This window comes from Pseudonocardia sp. Cha107L01, from assembly GCF_052566575.1.
In genome coordinates this window covers 2,736,803-2,752,959 of sequence record NZ_CP199579.1, presented here as the reverse complement: position 1 = coordinate 2,752,959, position 16,157 = coordinate 2,736,803, and the positions used below count along the sequence as shown (strand labels likewise).

The following is a 16,157-nucleotide window of genomic DNA, read 5'->3' as shown; positions in this document are numbered from 1 at the left end:
GCCGCACTAGTGATGGTGCCCGTCGGCCGGACCGTGGTCATCGCCAGGACCGGTAAGCAGGACTGCCGCGGATCATGTCCTACCTCGTTCGGCCAGTCTTGCTCCCCCCGGTCAGCACGCCGCTGGCCGGCGCGCTGATCACCACCTCGTGGGCCGGCCGTCTCATCGGAAGTCCCGGGACCGAACCGCCACCTGCAGTACCAATCGGTCCAGCCGGTCGGCAAGCAGGTTCAACACACTCGGGGTGTCGTCGGTGCGCTCCAGCCGCCCCCGCACCAGCAGCGCCGAGCCGCCCATCGCCACAGCCCGGTACCGCGCCCAGAGGCCCGGCGAGCAGACCACGTTGAGCATGCCGGTCTCGTCCTCCAGGTTGAGGAAGGTGACCCCGCCCGCGGTGGCCGGGCGCTGTCGGTGCGTCACCAGGCCGCCGACCTTCACCCGGGTGCCGTCGGTGACCGATCTCAGCTCGGCGATCGAGAGCGCGTTGTCGGCGGTCAACCGGTCTCTCAGGTGCTCGAGGGGATGGCTGTCCGGGCTGACCCCGGTGGCCCAGACATCGGCGATGGTCAGCTCCGCGTCGGTCATCCCGGGCAGCGGCGGGGCGGCGACGCCCACCGAGGTACCGGGCAGATGGGTCGGCCGCTGCCCTGCCACCACCCCGGCCGCCCACAGCGCGGCCCGCCGATCCACCCCGAAGCACCCGAAAGCACCCGCGGTGGCCAACGCCTCCGCCTTCGGCACCGTCATCCGCACCCGGCGGGCCAGCGCCGACAGGTCGGCGAAGTGACCGTTCGCCCGCCGCTCCGCCTCGATCGACTCCGCCAGGTCCTGACCGACCGCCCGCACGCTGGACAGCCCGAGCCGGACCGCCCAACCGCCGAGGCTGTCCCGCGCCGGCTCCAGCACGGCGTCCGCCCCGGAGTGGTTCACGTCCGGGCCCAGGACCCGCACACCGTGCCGCCGCGCATCGGCGACCAGCGACTGCGGCGAGTAGAAGCCCATGGGCTGGGAGTTCAGCAACGCCGCGCAGAACGCCGCCGGGTGGTACAGCTTGAACCAGGAGCTGTAGTAGACCAGCGAGGCAAAGCTGATCGAATGGCTCTCCGGAAAGCCGAAGTTGGCGAACGCCAGCATCTTCTGGAAGATCGTGGTGGCGACCTCACCGGTGATCCCGTTCTCGGCCATCCCGGCGTAGAACCGCTCGCGCAGGCGTTCCATCTTCGTTTCGGAGCGTTTGGACCCCATCGCCCGGCGCAGCTCGTCGGCATCGGCGGCGGAGAAACCGGCCACATCCACCGCGATCTGCATCAGCTGCTCCTGGAACAGCGGCACCCCCAGCGTCTTGCTCAGCGCCTTCTCCAGCAGCGGGTGGTCGTAGCTGGGCGACTCCTGCCCCTTGCGCCGCCGGATGTACGGGTGCACCGAGCCGCCCTGGATCGGGCCGGGGCGGATCAGCGCAACCTCCACCACCAGGTCGTAGAACTTGCGCGGCTGGAGCCGGGGCAGCGTGGCGATCTGCGCCCGCGACTCCACCTGGAACACCCCGACCGAGTCGGCCCTGCAGAGCATGTCGTAGACCCCCGGATCGGTGGGCTGCAGCTGGTGCAGCTCGATCCGCGGCCCGTCGTTCTCGGCCACCAGGTCGATCATCTTGTGCAGTGCGGTGAGCATGCCCAGCCCGAGCAGGTCGAACTTGACCAGACCGGCGGCGGCGCAGTCGTCCTTGTCCCACTGCACCACGGTGCGGTTCTCCATCCGGGCCCACTCCACCGGCACCACCTCGGACACCGGCCGGTCGCAGATCACCATGCCGCCGGAGTGGATACCGAGGTGTCGCGGGAAACCGAGGAGCTCGTCGGCGAGCGCCCGGACGTTCTCCGGGATGCCGTCCGGGTCGACCGGGGAGCTGTCGGTGCTCTCCCCCACGGTGGGGCCCCAGCGCTCGATCCGCTTGCTCCAGGCGTCCTGCTGGCCGGGCGAGAACCCCAGTGCCTTGGCCATGTCCCGGACCGCCGAGCGGGGTCGGTAGGAGATCACGTTCGCCACCTGGGCGGTGTGCGTGCGCTCGTAGGTCTCGTAGACGTACTGGATGACCTCCTCACGCCGGCCGGACTCGATGTCCAGGTCGATGTCCGGGTAGCCGTCCCGGGCCGGGGAGAGGAACCGCTCGAAGAGCAGGCCGTGCTCGACCGCGTCCACAGCGGTGATACCCAGCGCATAGCAGACCGCCGAGTTGGCCGCGGAGCCCCGGCCCTGACAGAGGATGTTGCTCTTGCGGCAGAACGACACGATGTCGTGCACGATCAGGAAGTAACCGGGGAAGTTCTTCGCCTCGATCACTTTCAGCTCGTGCTCGATCGTCTCGATCGCGGCCGGGTTCTCGGCATGGCTGCCGTAGCGGGCGGCCACCCCCTGGTAGGTCAGCCTGCGCAGCCAGTCGGCCTCCGTCTGCCCGGTGGGCACCGGGAACGGCGGCAGGTCCGGTGCGAGTAGCCGCAACTCGAAGGACAGCTCCCGGCCCAGCGCGGCGGCCCTGGCCACCGCCCCGGGGTAGCGCGCGTCGAACCGGGCGGACATCTCCGCGCCGCTGCGCAGGTAGGCCGCCGGCGCGGCGGGCAGCCAGCCGTCCGCGTCGTCGAGCCCCCGCCGTGCCCGGACCGCGGCCAGCGCGGTGGCCAGCGGATATCGCGCCGGGGTGGCGTAGTGCACGGCGTTGGTGGCCACCGTGGGAACCCCGGCCAGGCCGGCGAGCTCGGCGAGCACGTCGTTGCGCTCGGTGTCGGTGGGCAACCCGTGATCGGTGAGCTCGACGGCAACGTGCTCGGCGCCGAACAACTCGATCAGCCGGCCCAGCTCGGCGGCCGCCGCCGCCGACCCGTGCCGCGCGAGCGCCCGCCGGACCGAGCCCTTGCGGCAACCGGTGAGCGCCATGACCTTGCCGGCGGTGTCGGCCGCCACCTCCTCCAGCTGGTAGACCGGCCGCCCCTTCTCCCGCCCCCGCAGCTGGGCGGCGCTGATCGTGTGGCACAGCGCCCCGTACCCCTCCGGTCCCCTGGCCAGCAGCAACAGGTGGGTGCCCTCCGGATCGGGCACGCCGTTCTGCGGGGCGGTGAGCCCGAGGCTCAGCTCGGCGCCGAACACCGTGCGCACCCCGAGCTCGGCCGCCGCCTCGGCGAACCGCACCACCCCGTACATGCCGTCGTGGTCGGTGAGCGCGATCGCCTCAAGGCCCAGGCGGGAGGCCTGCTCGGCAAGCTCCTCGGGGTGACTGGCCCCGTCCAGGAAGCTGAAGTTGGAGTGGCAGTGCAACTCGGCATAGGGCACCCGGGTGGCCGCGTGGGTCACCGCCGGCGGCTCCTCGGGCGGGCGGTAGGGCGATCGCTTGCGGGACCAGGCCGGGCTGTCCCCGCCGTCGCCGGGCATACCGGGCGGAGTTGCTCCGACCAGGCTGGCGCCGTCCTTCGGTTTGCCGGACAGCGCCCGTTCCAACTCGGACCAGCTGACATCGGGATTGTTGAAGCCCATACCCGACCTCAGGCCGGCGCCGGTGCATCCCGGCAACCACCGGGGGCGACCCCCCGAGGCGAAGGCCGCCGCAGGAAGTGCCGGCCGCTCGGGCTGCGCCAGATGACCATGCCACTGGGATGCTCGGAGACAGTCCACCCCGGGCGGCGAGCCAGCAGTGGATAAACCCGGCAGGGGGCGGCCGCGGCCTCAGACCGTTGACCCATCAGATCGAACATATGTTCGACTATAGGCCGCGGTGGCCGGTGCTGCCAGCCTCCGTTCGAGTCATCCTGTGGTCAGTCGTACACACCGGTGACCGACCACCGACCGTCCCGACAGAGCAGCAGCAGCGCCCGCTCCACCGACTCGTCGGCGCCCGCCCCGTCGTGGGCGGCACCCACATCTAACGCTTCCTCGCCGCCGAGACCCGCCGACCCGCCGAGCACCACCTGCAGTCGACTGCCCCGCCACCCGGCCGTGGTGTCCCACCAGCGCTGATCCACCGGCCAGGGCCCGGCCCAGCCGCGCACCGGGACCGGCCGGCCGCCGTCCACCGCCACCGCCGCCGGGGCCGAGGTCAACACGTACCGATCGGTGACCCGGACCGGGCGCCCGGACCCGTCCCACACCTCAGCCGCCGGCGGCTTGGCCGGAACCGTGGTCGGTGAGGGGGCCGGCAGCCGGCCCGGCCACGGCGGCACCTCCGACCACGGTTCCGGCCCCGAACCGGCTCGCCGGCCCGCCCCCGAACCGGCTCGCCGGCCGGCGCCCTGGCCAGCGGCGGGAGACTCCCCGTCCGACGCCGGGCGCTCATCCCCCCAGGGCACCAGCCGGACCCGTTCCGCCGGATCCCGCCCGCCCTCGAGCACAGCGGTGAACACCCCCTCCGGCCCCAGCATCGCCTGCACCCGCACCAGGGCCCGGCCGGCCCGCTCGCCGGCGGCTCCGACGTCGCCCCACAGCCCCAGCTGCAGCGCGCCGGCGGTGACCACCTCCTCACCGGACAGCCGCAGCAGCCTGAGGCCGCCGGACTCCACCCCCACCTCACCGACCGGAGCGCCCCGGCGGATCAGCTCCCGGGTGAGCCAGGCCTCCAACTGCCAGCGCACCCGGTCCACCGTGCCGGCCGGTGTCAGTGGCTCGGCGCAGCGCCAGACCCGGTACAGCTCGGTGCCGTCCAGGGTGCGCGCCTGGATACCGAGTCGGGTGCAGGCCAGCCCATGCCCGGCGAGCAGCGCGTGCAGCTGCTCGGCCAACGCCCGGGAGGCGAACGCCGCCGCGTCCACCCTGTTGACCGGCGGATCCAGCTCGACGGCCACGGCGAGCTCCTCCGCCGGGCGGCGGCGCGCCGGGGGACGCGGATCCAACCCCCTGGCCAGCCGGTGCGCGAGCACCGCGTCGGCGCCGAACCGGGATGCCACATCGCCCGCCGGCAACCGGCCGAAGGCGCCCAGGCTGCGCAACCCCAGCCGACGCAGCAGGTCGATCAGCTCGGCCCGATCGACCCCGGGCTCCCGGTCGAGTTCGTCAACCGGGAGGGGGCCGAGGAACTCCTCGGTCCGCCCCTGCTCCACCACCACTCCCCGGTGCGCGGCCAGGGTCGCGGCGAACAACCCGTCCGCGATGCCGATCTGGCATTCCGCGCCGGTACGCCCGGCGACGTGGTCGATCAGCCGCTCGGCCGTCGACCGGGTACTCCCGAAGTAGCCGACCGGCCCCTGGGCGAGCAGCGCGATCAGGCCGGGGCGGACCACCTCCACCCCCGGTGCCAGCTCCTCCACGGCGAGCGCGACCTGCTCGAACAGTCGGGCATCGCGCTCCGGGTCGGCATCCAGCACGGCCAGCTCCGGACAGCGGGCCTGCGCTTCCCGTCGGCGCAGGCCTCGCCGCACCCCCTGCGCCCTGGCCACCGCCGAGCAGGCCAGCACCCGGTTGGCCGCCACCACCGCCGCCGGCCGGTGCGGGCTCACCCCGGCCGCGGCGACCGCCGCCACCACCGGCCAGTCCGGGCACCACAGCGCAAGAATCCGGGGTGCCGGCTCGCTCACCGCGCCCCGACCGGCGAGCCGGACACGCTCATCCCGCCTCCCGCTCACTCGCCGGCGCCGCCAGCCCAGTAGTTCGTTGACCAGCACCGACCGGCCAGTTCATGTCGGCAACCGCACCTTCCGGCCCAGGCAGCAGGACCGAGGCGAGCCGCCCTCGATGCACCACTCCCCGGCCGCTGACCCGAACCCGGGCCCGCCGGCTCCGCAACCGCCCCGCCCCACCGCCGACCAGCCCCTGCCACCGCCCGGCCACCGCCGCCACCTCCAGATCCGCCCCCGGCCAGCGACCGACCGGCAGCAACACCGAACCCCGGTGGCGTGCCCTGGCCGCCAGCCGCTGCCGGTCACCGGCACGGAGCCGCTCAACCCCGGCCACCGCGACCAGATCCAGCCCGTCCAGCAACGCGGCGGTCACCGCCACCAGATCAGTGCCCGGCCGGGGCACCAGCGCCACCCGAGGCAGCGCCAGACCGGCCTCGGCCGCCGCGACCAGCCCCACCTCCGGCAGCCCCACCAGCGCGCACCAGGCACCCTCGGCGGACGCCTCCGCCAGCAGCGCCAGCAACAACCCGGTCGACGACCGCACCGCGACGGTGCTCCCTCGACGGAGCCCGGCACCCGGCAGCACCGATCGCAGCGGCGCGGCGACCGGCAGCATCCGCTCGCCCTCCACCGGCGGCGCCATGGCCTGCTTCCCGCCCCATGCCTTGGTGGCCCGGCCGAGCAAGCTCCTGGCCTCGTGCAGTCGCGCGGCCCGCTCGTCCGGGAGCGGCTCCGAAAACGGCTCCGAAAGGGACACAGCCGGCCCGGACGACACGGCTGCCACCCGCGACCCGACCGGTACCGAAGACGCCGAAGCCACCCTCACGGCCCACCTCCACCTCAACAGCTGACAACCGACCACCGCGACCCATCACCGACAGGCCAGCGCTGATCCGGCGCCGGGAGCCGGCCACCCAGGAATCGCCAGCACCGTCAGCTCATTTGACATCGAACATCTGTTCGAACAGAATAAGCGCATGACGGCACGCTCGGTCAAGGGGTCAGGAAGGGGAATGCGGTGGCCACCGGCAGCAGCACGTTGGTCGCGGACAGCGACGGAGGGTCGGCGCTCGGCCCGCTCGCCGGCGACCAGGAGCGGGGGGACATCGCGGTCGCACCGTGCGAGGAACGCCCGCCAGCGGCCCTCAACCCGGGGGCGGCGAACTCCGGGATCGGCGGCTCCGGGTGCCCGCCCAACTCGGGGGGCACCCGCGCGCCACGGTGTCGGTCAGTGCGCGAAGTGTCGGGTACCGGTCAGGTACAGCGGTACGCCGGCAGCGGCCGCGGCGGCCGTCACCTCCGGGTCGCGGATCGACCCGCCCGGCTGCACCACGGCGCGCACCCCGGCCCGCAGCAACAGCTCCAGCCCGTCCGGGAACGGGAAGAACGCGTCGGACGCGGCCACCGAGCCGGAAACGCGGTCACCCGCCCGTTGGATCGCCAGCCCGGCCGCATCCACCCGGTTCACCTGACCCATGCCGACGCCCACCGTGGCGAGGTCGCGGGCCAGCAGGATCGCGTTCGACTTCACTGCCCGGCAGGCCCGCCAGGCGAACGCAAGGTCGGCCAGGGTCGCGGCGTCCACCGGCTCCCCGGTGGCCAGCTCCCACTTCGCCTGGTCATCCCCGGGTGCGTCGATCAGGTCTCGGCTCTGCACCAGCAGGCCACCACTCACCGCGCGCATCTCGATCCCGGCCCGGGGCGCGCCGGTCACCCTGAGCACCCGGACGTTGCGCTTCCGGGTCAGTACCTCCAGCGCCCCCTCGGCGTAACCCGGGGCCGCGACCACCTCGGTGAACACCTCGGCGATCTGTTCCGCCATCGCCACGCTGACCTCGCGGTTGGCCGCGATGACGCCGCCGTACGCGCTGACCGGGTCACAGGCATGCGCCTTGCGGTGCGCTTCCGCGATCGCCGCGCCCGGGTCATCCGCGAGGCTCGGCGAGGCCACCGCGATGCCGCACGGGTTGGCGTGCTTGATGATCGCCACACAGGCGTCGTCGTGATCGTGCGCGGCGCGCCAGGCGGCGTCCGCGTCGATGTAGTTGTTGTACGACATCTCCTTGCCGTGCAGCTGCTCGGCGCCGGCCAGCCCGTCGGGCACCCCGCCCGAGCCGACGACGTACAGCGCGGCGGCCTGGTGCGGGTTCTCCCCGTAGCGCAGCCCGGCGCGCCGGGTCCAGGTACCGCCCATCCAGGACGGGAGCGGGGAGGCGCCGTCCAGCTCGCTCTCCGGGGCGAGCACCTCACCCATCCAGGACGCCACCGCCACGTCGTACGCGGCGGTGTGCCGGTAGGCCTCGGCGGCCAGTCGCTGCCGGTCGGCCAGGCTGAACCCGCCGCCGCCGATCTGTTCCAACGCCCACTGGTAGTGCGCCGGATCGACCAGCACCGCAACGCTGGCGTGGTTCTTGGCCGCCGCCCGCACCATGGCGGGGCCGCCGATGTCGATCTGCTCGACACAGTCCTCCGGGCCGGCGCCGGACGCGACGGTGTCGGTGAACGGGTAGAGGTTGCTGACCAACAGATCGAACGGGGCGACCTCGAGCTGGGCGAGCTGCGCGAGGTGCTCGGGCTTGCGGGTGTCCGCGAGCAGACCGGCGTGGATCCGGGGGTGCAGCGTCTTGACCCGTCCGTCCAGGCACTCCGGGAACGAGGTGACCTCCTCGACCCTGGTCACCGGCACTCCGGCGTCGGCGATCCGCTGCGCGGTCGACCCGGTGGAGACGATCTCCACGCCGGCCGCGTGCAGTCCGGTGGCCAGGTCCAGCAGGCCGGCCTTGTCGTAGACGCTGATCAGTGCGCGCCGGACGGGCCGGCGGTCGCTCTGCGGGTTGGGACTCACGGGATGCTCACCTCTCGTCCGGTCACGGTGGCACCGTGGGCGGCCAGCGCGGCCACCGTCACCACCAGCAACCGCCGTTCTTCGATCTTGATCCGCTCGTGCAGGGTCTCTTCGGTGTCACCGGGCAGCACCGGCACCGCGCGCTGGGCGAGCACCGGTCCGGTGTCCACTCCCGCGTCGACCAGGTGCAGGGTGCAGCCGGTGATCTTCACTCCGTGGGCCAGCGCATCGCGTACCGCGTGCACCCCAGGGAAGGCCGGCAGCAGCGCCGGATGGGTGTTCAGCACCGGGACACCGACGCCGGCCAGGAAAGCCGGGGACAGCACCTTCATGAAGCCGGCGCTCACCACCAGGTCCGGCTGGTGCTCGGCGACCGCTTTGACGAGAGCGTCGTTCCAGGCGTCCCGGTCCGGGTGATCGCGCAGCGCGACGCTGAAGGACGGCAGCCCGGCGTCTTCGGCACGGGTCAGGCCGGCGATGTCGGCACGGTCCGCGCCGACCGCGACAACCTGTGCCGGGTAGTCGCCGGACGCGCCGGCATCGAGTAGGGCCTGCAGCAAGGTGCCCGAGCCGGAGACCAGTACGACCGTTCGGGCGGGTACCGGCAGCTCCAGCCGGTAGGGGGTGCTCGACGTGCTCAGCTCTGACTCCTCGACTTCCCCTGATCGGCGGCGCCTCCAGGGTAACCAGCGGGAGTGACCCAGGGACGACCGGCACTCGTGCGACGGGCAAACGGTACGCGGCACTGCTCCTGACCGCCCCGGATCGGGCCGTCCTACCTCCGGCGGCGCCACCATCGGCCTGCCGCCCGGCCATCCGCTCGCGGTGTCCGCCGGCCGGCGGATGCCCGGGTGCCGGCCGGGGCGTCCCGGTCGACATCCGCGTCAGTGTCCTCCAGATCGTGCCCAGCAGGCCCGGTCCGGCTCGATCCGCCCTGATCAGGCCCGGTCACAGCGGACTCGGCCACCGTCGGGCCGGTGCCGAATCCGCCCGTCCCGGCTTCGCGGAGATCGGCCTCGCCGGTGTCGAGGTAGCTGTCCAGCTCGGCATCCAGATCATCGTCGAAGAAGTCCGGCTCGACGAACTCCGACTTGTCGTAAGCGGTCTCCGACCCCTCCTGTTGATCGCGGCCTGCGTGTGTGGGTTCACGCCGGCGGATGTGGTCGAGTTCACCGGCGTCGGCGTTTTCGAGCTGACGGTCGTCCCGCTCGGCGAGCTCGCTGGCGTCCCGCTCGGCGAGCTCGGTGTCGTCGTACCCGGCGAGCTCGCTGGCGTCCCGCTCAGCAAGCTCGGTGTCGTCGTACCCGGCGAGCTCGGCGCCGTCGCGCTCAGTGAGCTCCTGGTCCTCGAACCCGCGTTCGTCGGCGTGCGCACGCTCGTCGTAGTCGGCCTCGTCCCCGGCCTCGTCGTAGTCAGCCTCGTCGTAGTCGGCCTCGTCGTAGTCAGCCTCGTCGTAGTCAGCCTCGTCGTCGGGCTCGTCCTCAGCCTCGTCGTATCCGGTCTCGTCGTACTCACGCTCTTCGGATCCGGCCTCGTCGTAACCGTCGTCGTAACCGTCGTAACCGTCGCCGTACTCGGCGTCCCCGCCTCCCGGCTCGTCGAGCCTGCGCTCGCCGGCGGCCACCGAAACGCCGGCCACCGCCCCGGCGGTGCTCGCGCCGGGTCCGGCACGTCGAGCCGAACGTCGCAGCCCGGGCAGCCGGGACCGCCCCGCCCGCTCCGGCAGCAACGCCACCGCGACCGCCGGCACCGCGATCCAGCCCAGCAGCGAACCGGCGAGTGCCAACGCGGGCAGGTCGACCGGGTCGAACGGCCCGGCGGCGAGTCGGCCGCTGACGATCGCGGCGAGCAGCCCGAAGCCGACGGCGAGCGTCACCGCGGCCACTGCCACCGCGCACAGCCGGCGCACCGGCTCCGGATCCGCCCGGCGGCACTGTCGGCCGACCAGCACACCGGCCAGCACCGGCAGCAGGAACACCACCACCGCCCAACCCGGTGGCGCGAGCGCCGGCATCGCGGCCATCAGGGGGACCGGCGGCAGTGGCCCGGGCGCGGTGAACAGCGGCGACGCGGCCGCCGCTCCGATCGAGAGGCCTGGCCCGGCGAGCCAGCTGACCGAGGCGATCAGCGCGTTCGGCAGGTAGCACAGCGAGAGCAGGGCGATGCCGAATCCGGCGCCGAGTCCGGGCGCCGTCGACTGGAACCGTGCGGACACCTCGCCGACGGCGACGAGCAGGGCGGCGAGCAGCATCAACGCGCCCTCGGTCGCCAGTGCCGCGGCGCCGACCCGAGCCGCCGCAATCCCTCCGCGCGCCCAGCCCGGCGCGGCATACCACCAGGCCGGCAGGCCGGTACACCGCAGCGCGCCCAGCCCGGCGCCCGTCGCGGCGACCACGCCACCACCGAGCAGCGCGGCCCACGGGGCGGCCTGCACCGGGCTCTGCGGCAGCGCGGTGGCGAGCACCGCGACCGAGGCGTGCGCGCCGGCCAGCGTGGCCACCACCGCGGAGGCGTCCTCCCGCAGGCGGCCGCCGAGACGGCGGGTCGCCCTGGTCGCCAGTACGGCGGCGAGGGCGAGCACGGCGGCGGTCGGCACCAGCGGCAGCACGCCCAGGGGTGCACCGGCCACCACCAGCGGGACCTGATGGGCAGCGAGCCAGAGCGGGATGGCGGCCACGAGCAGTGCCCTGATCGCCGGTCCGGCACCCGCCGTCAGCCCGGCCAGCGCCGCGACCAACGCCATCGCCAGGTAGCTGAGCAGCACGCTGAGCACCGCGGCGCCGGTCAGCAGGCGCAGCCGGTCGCCGGAGTTCTGGATCGGCGCGCGGTCAGGGGCGGCCGGCGGCTCGGCTACCGGGGCGGCGGCCGACGGGTCGATGTCGGCCGGGTCCACGGGCGCGGCGCGGCCACGGACCCTGGACGGGGAGCGTGAGGACGAGGACACAGCGCGGTGCGATCAGCCGTTGGCGCCGTTGCCCGCGCCCTTGTCCGAGCTCGGATAGGGCTGCGGGCGGGGCGGTGACTGGGTCGTCTGCTCCGAGCCCGTCGGGCCCGGGTCGGGTGCACCGGAATCGCCGGAGCCGGTCGAGGGTGTCTCGTCGGTGACCCCGGCGACCGCCGCGTGCTGGCCGGCAAAACCGGGCAGCACCGCGGTGGCCCCCGCCTTCGGGGTGGGGCTCGGCCGGTCAGTGGCCGGCTGGTTGCCAGAGCCACCGGGCGGCGCCTGGGCGCCCTCCGGTGGGGCGTCGACGGGTGAGCCGGAAGCCGGGAGCGGGGCGGCGGCGGGCGAAGCGGAGTCGGGTGTGGTCGGGGTGGCGGCCGGCGGGCCCGAGGCGGGGTAGCTCGGCGGGGTCTGCTGTCCCAACGGGGACTGCGGGTCGGGTTGCCACGGCAGGGGCGCCTGCCCTGGCTGGGCGGGCGGTCCGTACGGCCCTGCGTCGCCGGGTTGCTGCGGCGAGTAGCCGGGGAACCCGCCGGGCCCGCCCGCCTGCGCCGGGGCACCAGAACCCGCCGGGTAACCGCCCTGCTGGTAACCGCCCTGCTGATAACCGCCCTGCTGATAACCGCCCTGCTGATAACCGCCCTGCTGATAAGCGCCCTGCTGATAAGCGGCAGGCTGCTGCGGATACCCGCCGTAACCACCGGGAGACTGCGCATAGCTGGCCGGTGAACCGGGCGCCGCCTGGTAACCGGGCTGCCCGCCGCCGTACTGCGCACCGCCGTACTGGCCCCCGGGCTGCTGGCCGCCGAACTGGCCACCCGGCTGCTCGCCACCCGGCTGTTGGGCACCCGGCTGCTGGCCGCCGTACTGGCCACCCGGCTGCTGGCCCCCGAACTGACCACCGGCGAACTGGCCGGCCGGGTACTGACCACCGGCGTACGGGTTGGCCTGGTAGCCCTCCGCGGGGAACTGCGCGTACTGGCCACCGCCGTACGACCCACCGGCCTGACCCGGCCCACCGGGCTGACCCGGCCCACCGGGCTGACCCGGGCCCGACTGCCCGCCCTGACCCGCGGCCCCCCGACCGTCCCGGTCGCCCCGACCACCGCGGCCAGAACCGGAGCCGAACCGGAAGCCGGCCGGGCGCCGCGCCCCGGTGCTCACCAGATCCTGGTCGACCAACAGCGCACCGATGGCGGCCAGCAGCAGGAGCACGCACAGCACCAGCGCCACGATCGCGGTCGCGCTGAGCGAGGACGACGTGGTCGCGGTCTTCTGGATCACTTGCAGCGCGCCGACCGCACTGACCACCACGGCGGGCGCGAGCAGCCACCGGGTGCTGGGCAGCACGGACACGGCGGCGAGCAGTCCGCCTCCCACCAGCATGGCCCCGGGGAGCGCGCTGACCAGCGTGGACACTCCGGCGGTGAACCCGAGCAGGTAGATGAGCACGGCCAGCGCGGCGGCGGCCAGGGCCAGCGTCCTGGTGAGGCCGGCGGCGCCGGCGGGCTCCGACGTCGGTGAACCCGAGGGCTCACCGGTGGGGTTGCTCATCGCGACCTCCTGCTCGACGCGGCCAGGCTAGTCAGATCGGCTCACCATGGGCAGGTACGCCTCGACACGCCGGCCGCCAATGTCGTGGCGGGACGTGATCCCACTCCCGCCGCGACAGTAGTGTCCTGAGTCCGAAATGCTCTCCGCCGTCTCCGGCGAAGGACATCGAACTCAGGACACTAGCGTCCGGCCGGTGCACTGCCTGTGAGGCACGGGCAGTGCACCTACTTCATGATCTCCTTCATCAGCGCGGCGGTCTCGCTGGGGGTTTTGCCGACCTTGACCCCGGCGGCTTCGAGGGCTTCCTGTTTGGCCGCCGCGGTGCCGGCGGAGCCGGAGACGATGGCGCCGGCGTGGCCCATGGTCTTGCCCTCGGGGGCGGTGAAGCCGGCGACGTAGCCGACGACCGGTTTGGTGACGTTGGCCTTGATGAAGTCGGCGGCGCGTTCTTCGGCGTCGCCGCCGATCTCGCCGATCATCACGATCGCGTCGGTGTCGGGGTCGGCCTGGAAGGCCTCGAGCGCGTCGATGTGGGTGGTGCCGATGATCGGGTCACCGCCGATGCCGATGGCGCTGGAGAAGCCGATGTCGCGCAGTTCGTACATCATCTGGTAGGTCAGCGTGCCGGACTTGGAGACCAGTCCGATCCGTCCCGGGCCGGCGATGTCGGCGGGGATGATGCCGGCGTTGGACTTGCCGGGGCTGATGATGCCCGGACAGTTCGGCCCGATGATCCGGGTCTGGTTGCCCTTGGCGCAGGCGTGCGCCCAGAAGTACGCCGAGTCGTGCACCGGGATGCCCTCGGTGATCACCACGGCCAGCGGGATCGCCGCATCGATGGCCTCGATCACCGCGTCCTTAGCGAACTTCGGCGGTACGAACACCACCGACACGTCCGCGCCGGTCTCCTTCATGGCCTCTTCGACGGTGCCGAACACGGTGAGGTCCTGGCCGCCGATGTTGACGGTCTGCCCCGCCTTGCGCGCGTTCACCCCGCCGACGATGTTCGTGCCGGCGGCGAGCATCTTGGCGCTGTGCTTGGTGCCCTCACCGCCGGTGATGCCCTGCACGATGACCTTGCTGTTCTCGTTCAGGAAGATCGACATGGTCAGGCCCCCGCTGCCGCAAGCTCGGCGGCCTTGTCGGCCGCGTTGTCCATCGTGTCCACCTGAGTGACGAGCGGGTGGTTCGCCTCGTCCAGGATGCGCCGGCCCTCGAGGACGTTGTTGCCGTCGAGCCGCACGACCAGTGGCTTGGTCGCCTGCTCGCCGAGGATCTTCAGTGCCTCGACGATGCCGGTGGCCACCGCGTCGCAGGCGGTGATGCCGCCGAAGACGTTCACGAACACGCTGCGCACGTCCGGGTCGCCCAGGATCACGTCCAGCCCGGCCGCCATCACCGCCGCGGAGGCACCACCGCCGATGTCCAGGAAGTTGGCCGGCTTGACCCCGTTGTGCCGCTCGCCCGCGTAGGCGACGACGTCGAGCGTGGACATGACCAGGCCGGCGCCGTTGCCGATGATCCCGACCTCGCCGTCCAGCTTGACGTAGTTGAGGTTCTTCGCCTTGGCCTTGGCCTCCAGGGGGTCCTCGGCGCGCTTGTCCACCAGGGCGGCGTGCCCGGGGTGGCGGAAGTCGGCGTTCTCGTCGAGGGTGACCTTGCCGTCCAGGGCGATGACGTTGTCCTGCGGGTCACGGACCAGCGGGTTCACCTCGACCAGCGTGGCGTCCTCGGCCACGAAGGTCTCCCAGAGCTTCACGATGACGTCGGCGGCCTTCTCGGCCACCTCGGCCGGGATCTTGCCCGCCGCGACGATCTCGGCGGCCTTGGCCTTGTCCACCCCGGTGATCGAGTCGACCGGAATCTTGGCGAGCGCGTCGGGGCGCTCCACGGCCAGCTGCTCGATCTCCATGCCGCCCTCGGCGCTGGCCATCGCCAGGAAGGTGCGGTTCGACCGATCCAGCAGGAAGGAGAAGTAGTACTCCTCGGCGATGTCGCTGGCCGCGGTCACCAGCACCTGGTGCACCGTGTGGCCCTTGATGTCCATTCCCAGGATGGCCTGCGCCTTCTCCTGGGCCTGCGCGGCGTCGGTGGCCAGCTTGACGCCACCTGCCTTACCACGGCCACCGGTCTTCACCTGGGCCTTCACGACAACGGCGGCGCCGATCTCGGTCGCGACCTCGGCTGCCTCTTCGGCCGTGGTCACGGTGCGGCCCGGCAACACCGGGACGCCATGCGCGGCGAAAAGATCCTTCGCCTGGTACTCGTACAGGTCCACTGTCTCTCCTGCCACACGTGATGTCGTGGGCCGCCTCGTGGCTCTGGGCTCCCACACTGTGAGCTGCGAGGACGACCTTATCGGCGCTCGATGTCCGCGCGGCGGTCCGCCTCGGTGAACCCCCTCACGTCCCGGAGGGTCTACCGGGGTGAGTTAACGGATTCCTCTCCCGCACCAGCGGCGGAGGCCGCCGCGGTGCTCAGCGCGGCCGAGGCGAGCCGGCCGAGCTCGTGCATCTCCTCGACGGTGAGGGCGGTGCCCATGATCTCGGCCATCCGCCGGTTGGTGGCATCCTCGGCGGCCTGGCGGTTGGCCTCCTTGCCCTCGCCGGTGGCGAACGGCTCGGGCCAGCCGAAGAACGCGCAGTACTCGGCGCCGCGGTTCAGCATGTGCGCCTCGATCGGGGTCAGCCCGGACATCGCCAGCGCCGCCGTGTGCACCGAGCCGCGCAGCTCACGCAGCTTGAACATCACCTGCAGCGCACGGGCCGGGGCGTCCTCGGCCAGCGGCATCGACTTCCAGCCGGCGAACAGCGGCATACCGAGCACCGGGGCGCTGTCGACGACCCGCTGGCCCAGCTCGACGATCCGGTCCAGGCCCTCGGCGCCGCTCAGGTGCCTGCGCGCGAACTCCGCGACCTGGTCGTTGTAGACGGCGGCGCCACCGGCCGCGCCGTGCACGGCCAGCCCCTGCTCCCAGAACATCTTCACCACGTTCGGCTCGAACACCGCGAACACGGCGTTCACCGTGCTCGCGTCGGCGTCGCCGAGCACTCCGCCGCGCCCGGCGAAGTAACCGGCGAACGGGTGCGGGTAGCCGTTCTCGGTGCTCCGGGCGAACGTCTCCGGGTGCAGCATGTAGAGGGCGCCGATCTCCTCGATCGGACCACCGGCCGCGCGCGCGGCCTCCAGCGTGCTCGTATCGCTCAAGGGTTGGACTCCT

General features: G+C 72.8%; 11 protein-coding genes. All 11 read right to left on the bottom strand.

What is annotated here, in order from left to right; all coding sequences use genetic code 11:
• Positions 1–162 precede the first annotated feature (162 nt).
• Positions 163–3,525, bottom strand: a complete 3,363-nt coding sequence (locus tag ACTXG6_RS13105; RefSeq protein ID WP_445188056.1) for an error-prone DNA polymerase — start codon at positions 3,523–3,525, stop codon at positions 163–165.
• 278 nt (positions 3,526–3,803) lie between these two features.
• Positions 3,804–5,555 (bottom strand): Y-family DNA polymerase, encoded by a 1,752-nt coding sequence (locus tag ACTXG6_RS13100; RefSeq protein WP_445188055.1) that lies wholly within the window; start codon positions 5,553–5,555, stop codon positions 3,804–3,806.
• A gap of 28 nt (positions 5,556–5,583) precedes the next feature.
• Positions 5,584–6,372, bottom strand: coding sequence for a hypothetical protein (locus ACTXG6_RS13095; protein ID WP_445188054.1), 789 nt, complete (start codon positions 6,370–6,372; stop codon positions 5,584–5,586).
• Between the two features lie 218 nt (positions 6,373–6,590).
• A complete protein-coding gene (locus ACTXG6_RS13090) occupies positions 6,591–6,806 on the bottom strand; it encodes a hypothetical protein (protein WP_445188053.1) in 216 nt (71 codons plus the stop codon).
• Positions 6,807–6,825: 19 nt separating this feature from the next.
• Positions 6,826–8,442, bottom strand: coding sequence for a bifunctional phosphoribosylaminoimidazolecarboxamide formyltransferase/IMP cyclohydrolase (gene purH / locus ACTXG6_RS13085; protein ID WP_445188052.1), 1,617 nt, complete (start codon positions 8,440–8,442; stop codon positions 6,826–6,828).
• Positions 8,439–9,056: a phosphoribosylglycinamide formyltransferase gene (gene purN, locus ACTXG6_RS13080; protein ID WP_445189993.1), complete on the bottom strand. Its 618-nt coding sequence runs from the start codon at positions 9,054–9,056 to the stop codon at positions 8,439–8,441. The genes purH and purN overlap by 4 nt, the downstream gene beginning before the upstream one ends.
• Before the next feature lie 161 nt (positions 9,057–9,217).
• Positions 9,218–11,386 (bottom strand): cell division protein PerM, encoded by a 2,169-nt coding sequence (locus ACTXG6_RS13075; protein ID WP_445188051.1) that lies wholly within the window; start codon positions 11,384–11,386, stop codon positions 9,218–9,220.
• Between the two features lie 12 nt (positions 11,387–11,398).
• Positions 11,399–12,937: a DUF5336 domain-containing protein gene (locus tag ACTXG6_RS13070; protein WP_445188050.1), complete on the bottom strand. Its 1,539-nt coding sequence runs from the start codon at positions 12,935–12,937 to the stop codon at positions 11,399–11,401.
• A gap of 224 nt (positions 12,938–13,161) precedes the next feature.
• Positions 13,162–14,043, bottom strand: coding sequence for a succinate--CoA ligase subunit alpha (gene sucD / locus ACTXG6_RS13065; protein ID WP_445188049.1), 882 nt, complete (start codon positions 14,041–14,043; stop codon positions 13,162–13,164).
• 2 nt (positions 14,044–14,045) lie between these two features.
• Positions 14,046–15,215, bottom strand: coding sequence for an ADP-forming succinate--CoA ligase subunit beta (gene sucC, locus ACTXG6_RS13060; protein WP_445188048.1), 1,170 nt, complete (start codon positions 15,213–15,215; stop codon positions 14,046–14,048).
• Between the two features lie 140 nt (positions 15,216–15,355).
• On the bottom strand, positions 15,356–16,144 hold the full coding sequence (locus ACTXG6_RS13055; protein ID WP_445188047.1) for an SCO6745 family protein: 789 nt from the start codon (positions 16,142–16,144) through the stop codon (positions 15,356–15,358).
• Positions 16,145–16,157 lie beyond the last annotated feature (13 nt).

What these genes read in the sequence shown, in the direction of transcription:
- ACTXG6_RS13105 (WP_445188056.1), bottom strand. Translation starts at nt 3,525, where the DNA reads ATGGGCTTCAACAATCCCGATGTCAGCTGGTCCGAGTTGGAACGGGCG.
- ACTXG6_RS13070 (WP_445188050.1), bottom strand. Translation starts at nt 12,937, where the DNA reads ATGAGCAACCCCACCGGTGAGCCCTCGGGTTCACCGACGTCGGAGCCC.
- sucD (WP_445188049.1), bottom strand. Translation starts at nt 14,043, where the DNA reads ATGTCGATCTTCCTGAACGAGAACAGCAAGGTCATCGTGCAGGGCATC.